The 7,044-nt window shown below is 70.6% G+C and carries 8 protein-coding genes and 2 pseudogenes; 3 read left to right on the top strand and 7 right to left on the bottom strand.

The window, feature by feature from the left end; genetic code table 11:
* The 6 genes and pseudogenes from gdhB to GJ632_RS17395 form a co-directional block, all read right to left on the bottom strand.
* Positions 1-1,143 (bottom strand): annotated as a pseudogene (gene gdhB / locus GJ632_RS17410) (glutamate dehydrogenase GdhB); the annotation flags it as partial.
* Position 1,144: 1 nt separating this feature from the next.
* The gene (locus tag GJ632_RS17405; RefSeq protein WP_143105160.1) at positions 1,145-1,297 is read right to left on the bottom strand and encodes a rubrerythrin-like domain-containing protein; all 153 of its coding nucleotides are present in this window, start codon (positions 1,295-1,297) and stop codon (positions 1,145-1,147) included.
* A gap of 98 nt (positions 1,298-1,395) precedes the next feature.
* The gene (locus GJ632_RS24120; RefSeq protein WP_343161240.1) at positions 1,396-1,584 is read right to left on the bottom strand and encodes a helix-turn-helix domain-containing protein; all 189 of its coding nucleotides are present in this window, start codon (positions 1,582-1,584) and stop codon (positions 1,396-1,398) included.
* A 17-nt stretch (positions 1,585-1,601) separates the two neighbouring features.
* Complete coding sequence (locus tag GJ632_RS24115) at positions 1,602-2,870, bottom strand: GAF domain-containing protein (protein WP_343161239.1); 1,269 nt, start codon at positions 2,868-2,870, stop codon at positions 1,602-1,604.
* Positions 2,867-3,700: a PAS domain S-box protein gene (locus tag GJ632_RS24110; protein ID WP_343161238.1), complete on the bottom strand. Its 834-nt coding sequence runs from the start codon at positions 3,698-3,700 to the stop codon at positions 2,867-2,869. The genes GJ632_RS24115 and GJ632_RS24110 overlap by 4 nt, the downstream gene beginning before the upstream one ends.
* Before the next feature lie 279 nt (positions 3,701-3,979).
* On the bottom strand, positions 3,980-4,621 hold the full coding sequence (locus GJ632_RS17395) for an adenylate kinase (RefSeq protein WP_089808055.1): 642 nt from the start codon (positions 4,619-4,621) through the stop codon (positions 3,980-3,982).
* Between the two features lie 219 nt (positions 4,622-4,840).
* On the opposite strand from GJ632_RS17395, the pseudogene GJ632_RS17390 reads away from it, so the two are divergent.
* Both GJ632_RS17390 and GJ632_RS17385 read left to right on the top strand, forming a co-directional pair.
* A pseudogene (locus tag GJ632_RS17390) lies at positions 4,841-5,841 on the top strand (YeiH family protein).
* A 49-nt stretch (positions 5,842-5,890) separates the two neighbouring features.
* Complete coding sequence (locus tag GJ632_RS17385) at positions 5,891-6,289, top strand: hypothetical protein (RefSeq protein WP_191453617.1); 399 nt, start codon at positions 5,891-5,893, stop codon at positions 6,287-6,289.
* Between the two features lie 148 nt (positions 6,290-6,437).
* Here the strand turns inward: GJ632_RS17385 and GJ632_RS17380 are convergent, their stop codons facing one another.
* Positions 6,438-6,575, bottom strand: coding sequence for a hypothetical protein (locus GJ632_RS17380; RefSeq protein WP_191453616.1), 138 nt, complete (start codon positions 6,573-6,575; stop codon positions 6,438-6,440).
* On the opposite strand from GJ632_RS17380, the gene GJ632_RS17375 reads away from it, so the two are divergent.
* Entirely contained in the window at positions 6,574-7,032 is a 459-nt protein-coding gene (locus GJ632_RS17375; RefSeq protein WP_191453615.1) for a universal stress protein, read from the top strand. The genes GJ632_RS17380 and GJ632_RS17375 overlap by 2 nt on opposite strands.
* The last annotated feature ends 12 nt before the right edge of the window (positions 7,033-7,044 follow it).

Genomic DNA, 7,044 nt, shown 5'->3' with positions numbered 1-7,044 from the left:
TTCGAGCGACCACTGGCGGTCGGTTTGATGTCCCTGCAAACCACTCGAAGTACGAGACGGTGACGCGCCGGCGTTGGCGAGGGATGTCCGGAATCACCGGCACGCCGCGGTCGTCGAGCATCTCGTCGGCGGCGGCCGTCGTCGGTCCGTTCGCCCCCTCGACGACACGTCGGCCCGCACGCGGTCGGCGTTGTCGGCGGTGAGGACGTTGCCGACGGCGGCGGGTACGAGGATGTCCACGTCGAGTTCGAGAACGGCCTCGTTCGACAGCGTCTCGGGCGCCTCGTGCGTCATCACCGCTTCGGGTTCCTCCTCGTGGGTCGGCACTGCGTGCGTGTCCAGTCCGTCGGGGTCGTAGACGGCGCCGTTCACGTCTGAGACGGCGACGACGGTCGCTCCCCAGTCGTCGAGGAGACGCGCGGCGTTCGCGCCGACGCTCCCGAACCCCTGCACGGCCACCGTCGCCCCCGAGAGGTCGATGCCGTGGTGGGCGGCCGCTTCGCGCGCGACGATGGCGACGCTCCGGCCCGGTGCGCCGTCGCGCCCGTGACTGCCGCCGACGACCGGCGGCTTACCGGTGACGACGCCGGGCACCGTCTCGCCCTCCTGCATCGAGTAGGCGTCCATGAACCACGACATCGTCTGCGCGTCCGTCCCCATGTCCGGCGCGGGGATGTCCGTGTGCGGGCCGACGACGTCGCGCAGTTCCTGTGCGAATCGGCGGGTCAACCGCTCGGTCTCCCCCTCCGAGAGGTCCTTGGGGTTCACGACGACGCCGCCCTTCGCGCCGCCGAACGGCAGGTCCATCACCGCGCACTTCCACGTCATCCACATCGACAGGCCGACGCACTCGTCGCGCGTCACGCCGGGGTGGAACCGGATGCCGCCCTTGTACGGCCCGCGGACGCTGTCGTGTTGCGCGCGGTAGCCGACGAACACCTCCAACGTGCCGTCGTCGCGTTCGACCGGCATCCGCACCTCGTGGACGGCGTGCGGGTGTCGGAGGCGTTCGACGACGTTCGGGTCGACGTCCAGTCGCTCCGCGGCCCGGTTCAGTTGCGTGCGGGCGGTTTCGACGGCGGACGCCTCCTCGGCCGGCGGCGACGCCGTCTCCTCCGCGGCCCGGTCGGTGTTTGCGGCCATCTCACTCCATCGGTGTCCCGCGGTTTCTCAGCGCGCCGCCGCACTCGGGACAGGTCGCCGGACCCGACCCGGATTCGACCACGTTCCCGCACTCGAAGCATTCGTAGGTGGACTGTTCGGCCGGTTTCGCGGGGCTGTCTTTCCAGAACGACATGGTATCTCGGGCGCTTCGCCCTATCAGGGGTAATAGGAATATTAGGTTGAACGTGTTCGTTGAACTGTGACCCCACTCCGTCGCGGGAGGTTCAGTATTCAACCATGGTTTGCAATACTTGCCGAATACTGCGTCTCCTCGAACAGGGCGGCGAACAGTTTGCGCTGGACGGTCCGGACGTGCCGGTAGAACGCCGCGGGCGAGATGTCGAGAACGTCCGCGACGGCCTCCCCCGAGTACGCCCGCGGGTCCTCGAAGTAGCCGGCGTGGTACGCCGTCTGGACCACCTCCAACTGTCGCTCGGTCAGTCGGTCCAGGACGGTGGCGGCGAACTCGCCGCTGGAGGGTTGCTCGCGGTGTCGTTTCGACCGGAGCGTGACGCCGTCGAACGTTCCCGACAGCAGTTGCGTGACGCTGTGCAGTTCGACGCCGTCGGGGACGCGATTTCGAGCGTCGTGCCCGCGGGCGTCGCCTCGACGCGCCGGAGGACGACGCCGTGGTTCGCGAGGCGCGAGGCGACGAACGGCCGGACGAAGCGGAACCAGACGGTGGCCGAGTCGTCCTCGGCGGCGACGACGCGGTACTCGGCGACGCCGGCGGTGGCGTCCGCGGCGGCCCGCAGGTCGGCCGTCGTCGCCCCTTCGACGGTGGCGAACACCGAGTCGTCCTCGACGGTCTGCTGGATGCCGGTGACGACCGAGAGCGTGCAGTCGGCGCGTTCGGCCACGCGCGAGAGCGGAAACCCGCCGCCGGAGACGGCGTACTCGACGCGGGTGACCGCCGTCGTCAGGAGCGCCGCCTTCCGTTCGACGGCGCTGATGGCCGAGGCCACCGTCTCGCCGAGTTCGGCCATCACCGTCCGGACCATCCCGTCGAACGCTGCGGGCCGGTCGGCGTAGACGGCCAACACGCCGTAGGAGACGCCGTCGTACGAGATGGGGACGGCCACGGCCGACTGGAAGTCGCGTTCGAGGGCGGCGCGACGCCACGGCGTCCGCCGCAGGTCGGTGGCGACGTTCGAGACCAGCGTCTCCTCGCCCGTCGCGGCCGTCGCGCACGCCGGGTCGCCGTCGGCGTCGGCCGCGAGGGAGACGTCGTCGAGGTAGCCCCGTCCGGTCCCGCTCTCGGCCCGCGGGACGAGCGTTCCCGACGCCGGGTCGACCGACCCGACCCACGCGAATCGGTAGCGGTCGTCGTCGGTCAGTCGCTCGCAGACGGCGCGTTCGACCGCCTCCCGCGTCTCCGCGCGGATGACCGACTGGTCCACCTCGCGGATTATCTCGTTGACGCGGTTGAGCGAGACGAGTCGGTCGTTCCGTCGCTGGAGTTCGCGGTCCTGTTCGCGGAGTTGCGACTGCCGCTCCACCCGGTCGAGCGCCGCCTCCGTCGTCGTCGCCAGCAGGTCCGCGATTTCGCGGTGGACGTCGTCGAACGCGCCGACGGTGTCGACGCCGGCGACGAACACGCCGTGGTCGCCCAGCGAGAGGACGACGACGCTCCGGAGGTCCGTGGCCGGATTCGACAGCGCCGGCGACTCGTGTACGTCGTCGAAGAACAGGGGGTCGCCGGTCACGACGCCCGACCCACGAGGTTCTCCTCGGAGGGCCTGAACGACGGTAACGGCCCGTACAGCCGGTCCATCGCCGGCGTCTGCGCGACCGGTTCGAGGCGGTTCGTCTCGGCGTCGAACCTGAATATCGCGCTCGCCGCACAGCCGAGAACCTCCTCTGCGTCCTCGACGACGTGCCGGGCTATCTCCCGAACCGTCTCGGCGTACTGCAGTTCGCTCGTCGTCCGGTGCAGCCCCGTCAGCGACTCCTCGCGCTGCTTTCGCTTCGTCACGTCGCGACAGCTATAGAGCGTCGTCCCGCCCTGAATCGACACCTCGCGGACGTTGACGAGGAGCGTGTGCTCCGCGCCGGCCTTGTCGGTCGCCGTGGTCTCGACGTTCGTCAGGACGCCCGACTCGGCGAGTTCGGCGTCGTCGAACAGGTCGTCGCCGAGGAGGGCGTCGATGCTCCCGAGTTCGCGAATCTCCGCCTCCGTGTATCCGAAGATGAAGTGGACGTTCGGGCAGACGTACGTGAACCGACCCTCGTCGTCGGTGATGAGCACCGTGTCGGTCATGTTGTTGAGCGTGACGCGGTGGAGTTCCTCCGACCGCCGGAGTTCGCGCTCCAGTTCGACGCGCTCTGCGGCCTCGGCGGCCGCTTCGACCGTGCGCTCCCGGACGTACGACGCGAACTCGGCGGTGTCGGCCGGCACGTAGTCCGTCGCCCCGGCGGCGAGGACGTCGCGGGCCAGCGACTCGCTGCCGGCGTCGGTACAGAAGACGATTGGGAGGTCCGTCGCGGCGGCGCGGAGCGTCGAGACGGCGGCGACGCCGCCCTCGGACCGCGCCACGACGACGGCGTCGGGACGCCCCGACGACAGTCGCTCGCGCCCGTCCGCGCGCCGTCGACCCGGGTGACCGACGCGACGGACGACAGCGCGTCGGCCGCCGACTCGGCCCAGTCGGGTCCCCCGACGAACAGCACTCGGGGCGGCGTCGCGGCGTCCGGTTTCGCATCCATGTCCGCCGCGTTCGCTGCCGGAACGGAAAACTCCGCCGTCACGCCCGGGGTGGACGCGGCGTCTCGCGAGGCGGGTTCGAGAACGAGTGTGGTCGCTGCGGGTCGGTCGTTACGCGTCTTCGACGACGGCGGCGACGTCTTCGAACACGTCGTCCGGCGTCTGCTCGCCTTCCACCTCGACGAGGACGCCCTCCTCGCGGTAGTGTTCGACGACGGGTTCGGTGTTCTCGCGGTAGACGCTGAGGCGTTCGCGCACCGTCTCCTCGGTGTCGTCGTCGCGCTGAATCAGTTCCGCGCCGCACTCGTCGCAGACGCCCTCCTCCTCGGGCGGGGCGAACTCGACGTGGTAGTTCGCGCCGCAGTCGGGGCAGACGCGCCGGCCGGTGAGTCGGTCGACGAGTTCGTCCTCGCTCACGTCGAGGTAGACGACGGCGTCGAGGTCCGTAATCTCCGTGAGGTACTCGGCCTGGTCGAGGTTGCGCGGATAGCCGTCGAGGACGTAGCCGTCGGCCTCCCGCAGCGCCGTCTTCACGATTTCGTTCACCACGTCGTCGGGGACGAGTTCGCCCGCGTCCATGTACTCCCGCGGGGTGTCGTACTCGAAGTCCATGTCGCTGATGTCCATGTCCTTGTTCGCGCGGAGCGCGTCGCCCGTCGTGACGTGTTCGAGGTCGAACTCGGCGGCGAGTCGCTTCGACTGCGTTCCCTTTCCGGCGCCGGGGGCGCCCAGCAGCAGGATGTGCTTACCCATGTTCCCCCCAATCCGGGCCGACGGTATAACGTTGAAGATAGCGTCTCACCTTTCGACGCTCCCGCCGCCGAGCGCCGAACTCGACCTCGCCGAGCGCCGAAATCAACACAGTAAGGGACCCGCGCACGAACCGGCAGACGAAATGCCGAACGCGAAGCTCCCGAACGCTCCCCGTCCCGTCGGCGCGGGGACGAACCGAGCGCCGACCGACGCGCGGCCGTGACCGACGCTCGACGGGTCTCTCGGCGGGTTCTGTCGGCCGTCCCGGGCCTCCTGCTCCTCGCCGCACTCGCCGGACTCGCGTTTCTCGTCGCCGACGTGGTTCCCGGACTGAACGCGCTCCTCCTCGCGGTGGCGTTCGGCGCCGTCGTCGCGAACGTCGTCGCGTCCCCGACTGGGCCGCCGCGGGCGTCCGGTTCCACGGCCGCCTCCTCGAAGCCGGCATCGTCCTCCTCGGCGCGCGCGTCGCGTTCGCCGACCTCGTCGCGAGCGGGCCCGTCGTCCTCGGACTCGCCGCGGCCGCCTCGCCTTCGGCGTCGGCTTCGTCGACGTGCTCGCGCGACGGGTGTTCGAAGTCCAGCGCCAGACGGCGTCGCTCCTCGCGGCGGGGGCGAGCGTCTGCGGCGTCTCCGCCGCGACGGCCGTCGCGGGGACCATCGACGCCGACGGCGAGTCGCTGGCACACGTCGTCGCCGCCATCCTGCTGTTCGACGCGGTGACGCTTCTGGCCTTTCCCGTCGCGGGCGACCTGTTGGCGCTCTCCGGCCGGCAGTTCGGCGTCTGGGCCGGGCTGAGCATGTACAGCACCGGTCCGGTCACCGCCGCCGGCTTCGCACACTCCGCCGAGGCCGGCCAGTGGGCGACGGTGACGAAACTCGTCCGGAACTCCCTCCTCGGCGTCGTCGCCCCTGGTACGCGTTCCGCGACGCCGACCGCTCCACCGAGTCGGGCGTGGCGTCGGTGCTGGGCGGCGTCCCGAACTTCCTCGTCGGGTTCGCGTTCGTCGCCCTCGCCGCGACGCGGGGCTCCTCTCGTCGGGGACGCTCGCCCTCCTCGAGACGACGAGCGACGGCCTGTTCGCGCTGGCGTTCGCCGGCCTCGGACTGGACGTGCGCCTCGAAGCGATGCGCGACGCGGGTCTGGCCCCGGTGGCCGTCCTCGCGGTGTCGCTCGTCGTCGTCTCCGCCCTCGCGTTGCTGGCCGTGGTGACGCTGCTCTGACTCGCCCGAGTCCCCCTCGTTTTTCTACCGACGGCGACGAACGTCCGGTATGACCAGATTCGACGCCGACGACCCGAAAGCGCGACGGAAACTGTTCGCCGAGGCGGTCACCGCCCACCGGACGCGCGCGAGTCCGTTCCTGACCGTCGAAGTCGAGCACGACCCGGACGTGGACGGGGAGGACGCCCCGGCGCCGTGGGTGCAGTTCGCCGACCAGACGTTCAACATGGACCTGACCGAGGCGGAACTCGAACGCGCGAAGACCCTCCTGACCGACTTCCCGGAGTTCCGCATCGACCAGATGGAGTCGCCCGAGGAGGCCGAGGGGACGAACCTCCGCATCATCGCGCGGTCGGACGCGAACCGCCTCGCCGCCTTCGTCGACCGGGTGTTCGTCGAGGTGTACGGCCGCGACGACGACTACCGCGCGTGGGTCGCGGCGGTCTGAGTCGGGCGGTCGACGGCGCGTCCCGTCGGCCGGCGGTCCGGGTCGGTCCGTCGAGGCCGAATCGGCCGCGACAGTCGGTACGTCGGTTTGCGAACTTCTAAAGCCGAGGAGGGACAATCGCTCTCGTATGACTCTGTGCCGCATCCGTTCACGTACACGTACGTCTCGTTCCGCGGGGGACGACCGGAGAGTCGGGGGACTCCGGGCCGAACGCGACGACGCGGGCGCGGACCGGGAGACGCCCGGCCGCCGAACCGGACCCGGTGTCGACGGCGGTGGCCAGCATGGCTGAGGGGTCGCCTCGGTCGCTGTTCGACCGACCGCTCGTCCCCGTCGCGAACGCCGACGACGCCGCCGCGACGGCCGACGCCGTCCTGCCGCACGTCGCCGCCGTCGGGGGACGCGCCGTCTTCGTCCACGTCATCGAGAAGGCCGGCGGCGCCCCGGACAAGGCGTCGGTCGAACAACGCGAGGACCTCGCGGACGAACTGTTCGCACTCGTCCGCGAGGCGGGCGAAGACGCGGGCGTCGAGGTGGAGACGGACCTCCGCTACGGCACCGACGTCGCCGACACCATCATCGACGCCGCCCACGACATCGGCGCGACGTGCATCGCGTTCACGCCGCGCGGGGGGAGTCGGTGGTGGGACCTGTTCTCCGGCGACACCCGCAAATCGCTCGTGACCGAGAGCGACCTGCCGGTGGTCACCCTGCCGGACGCCGGCGAGGAGGACGCCGCGTGACCGACGACCGTT

The sequence above is a fragment of the Halogeometricum sp. CBA1124 genome (genome assembly GCF_009741955.1).
Taxonomy (GTDB): Archaea; Halobacteriota; Halobacteria; order Halobacteriales; family Haloferacaceae; genus Halogeometricum; species Halogeometricum rufum.
Note: the sequence above shows the minus strand (reverse complement) of the source record. Positions and strands in the feature narration are given on the sequence as shown.

What these genes read in the sequence shown, in the direction of transcription:
- GJ632_RS17405 (WP_143105160.1), bottom strand. Translation starts at nt 1,297, where the DNA reads ATGTCGTTCTGGAAAGACAGCCCCGCGAAACCGGCCGAACAGTCCACC.
- GJ632_RS17395 (WP_089808055.1), bottom strand. Translation starts at nt 4,621, where the DNA reads ATGGGTAAGCACATCCTGCTGCTGGGCGCCCCCGGCGCCGGAAAGGGA.
- GJ632_RS17385 (WP_191453617.1), top strand. Translation starts at nt 5,891, where the DNA reads ATGACCAGATTCGACGCCGACGACCCGAAAGCGCGACGGAAACTGTTC.
- GJ632_RS17375 (WP_191453615.1), top strand. Translation starts at nt 6,574, where the DNA reads ATGGCTGAGGGGTCGCCTCGGTCGCTGTTCGACCGACCGCTCGTCCCC.
- GJ632_RS17380 (WP_191453616.1), bottom strand. Translation starts at nt 6,575, where the DNA reads ATGCTGGCCACCGCCGTCGACACCGGGTCCGGTTCGGCGGCCGGGCGT.